Annotated in this window: 3 protein-coding genes; 2 read left to right on the plus strand and 1 reads right to left on the minus strand. The window is 55.4% G+C overall.

Translation table 11 applies throughout. The features are described from left to right. A partial coding sequence (xseB, locus tag ACTHUE_RS16795) for an exodeoxyribonuclease VII small subunit (protein WP_440424031.1) occupies positions 1-172 on the plus strand: 172 nt, incomplete at its 5' end. Further along, entirely contained in the window at positions 156-1,052 is an 897-nt protein-coding gene (locus ACTHUE_RS16800) for a polyprenyl synthetase family protein (protein WP_070814727.1), read from the plus strand. The genes xseB and ACTHUE_RS16800, both read left to right, overlap by 17 nt. A 157-nt stretch (positions 1,053-1,209) precedes the next feature. Here the strand turns inward: ACTHUE_RS16800 and ftsY are convergent. Then, positions 1,210-2,015: signal recognition particle-docking protein FtsY (gene ftsY / locus ACTHUE_RS16805; protein WP_440424030.1), on the minus strand; the 806-nt coding region annotated here is incomplete at its 5' end.

Here is a 2,015-nt window from a genome sequence, read left to right on the forward strand (position 1 = left end):
GACCCAAGCCATGCAAAGCAGCGAAATGCCGCTGGAAGACGCCCTGGCCGCCTATCAGGAAGGCAACGAATTGGTCAGATACTGCCAAACCAAATTAGCGGAAGTCGAGCAGAAACTGCAAGTCTTGGATGCCGGCGAACTGAAGGAGTTGAACCTTGAACCCGGCGAATGAACTCAAAACATGGCAGCAAAAAGCCCAAGCGCAAACCGAATTGCTGCTGGCGCATTTCTTGCCGTCTGAAAGCCAAGTGCCGCACACGCTGCACGAAGCCATGCGTTACGTTACCCTCGGCGGCGGCAAACGGCTGCGCCCGCTCTTGGTCCTTGCCGCGTCCGAATTGGGCGAAGCAAACCAAAATGCCGTCGAGCAGGCGATGGCGGCCATTGAAATGGTGCACGTCTATTCGCTGGTTCACGACGATATGCCGGCGATGGACAACGACAGCCTGCGCCGCGGCAAACCGACCTGCCATGTGCAATACGATGAAGCAACCGCCCTTTTGGTCGGCGATGCGCTGCAAACCCAAGCCTTTGATGTACTGAGCCGTCCGACAGGCCTGCCTGCCGAACGCCAGCTTGCCATGTTGTCCACGCTGGCCCAGGCATCCGGCAGCCTCGGCATGGCGGGCGGACAAGCCATCGACCTGGCCAATGTCGGCAAAGCCATGAATCAGGCCGAATTAGAACAGATGCACAGCCTCAAAACCGGCGCGCTCATCCGCGCGGCCGTGGCCTTAGGCGCACTTTCCTGCCCGGACTTAATACCGGCGCAAATCCAAACCTTAGACCGCTACGCTGCCAAATTGGGCCTGGCTTTCCAAGTGATCGACGATGTATTGGACTGCGAAGCCGATACCGCCACCTTGGGCAAAACCGCCGGCAAAGACTCGGACAACGACAAACCGACCTACGTCAAACTGATGGGCCTGCACGCCGCGCGTACTTACGCAGAAACGCTGATTGCAGAAGCTGTTGCCCTGATTGAGCCATTCGGCGGCAAAGCCCTGCGCCTGCGCCAACTGGCTGAGTTTGTTACTGCGCGGAAAAACTAAACCTGCGAATAAAATAAAGGCCGTCTGAAACCTGATTTTAGGTTTCAGACGGCCTTTTTAAACAGCCTGTTTGGCTGGTTCAACCGAATGCTGAGTCTTTCTAAATACGGCTCAAAAATCCCCCGCAAACTGCGTTGACAAGCCTCAGCCTGTCTGTTTAATCTAATAGGGCATCTACAAACGCTTTGGCATTAAACGGACGCAAATCGTCGATGCCTTCGCCTACACCGATGTAGCGGACGGGAACTGGGCGGTCAGAGGCAAGGGCGGCAAGGATACCACCTTTGGCCGTACCGTCGAGCTTGGTGACGATCAGGCCGGTCAAGCCCAGCGCTTCGTCAAAGGCTTTTACTTGGTTGACGGCGTTTTGACCGATATTGGCATCAAGCACGACAATGATTTCATGTGGCGCATCCGGCATGGCTTTTTGCAACACGCGTTTCACTTTTTTGATTTCTTCCATCAAATGAAGCTGCGTCGGCAGACGGCCGGCTGTATCGGCCAGCACAATGTCTATGCCACGTGCTTTGGCGGCTTGGACAGCATCGAAACAAACGGCTGCGGAATCGCCTGTGGTTTGCGAAATCACGGTTACATTGTTGCGCTCGCCCCAAGCTTGAAGCTGCTCACGCGCGGCGGCACGGAAAGTATCGCCTGCCGCCAACAGCACAGATTTGCCCTGCGCTTGGAAGTATTTGGCCAATTTGCCGATAGATGTGGTTTTGCCTGCGCCGTTGATACCGGCAAGCATAATCACGAAAGGCTCCTTGGTTTCCGGCAAGACCAAAGGTTTTTCCAGAGGCTTAATCAAGTCGTACAGCGCATCTTTCAGCGCACCGCGCAATTCGTTGCCGTCTTTGAGGCCTTTGAGGCTGACACGGTCGCGCACGTCTTTCATCAAGTATTCGGTGGCTTCCATGCCCATATCGCTGGTAATCAGCACGGTTTCCAGCTCTTCGTACA

The sequence above is a fragment of the Neisseria sp. P0021.S005 genome, from assembly GCF_051956955.1.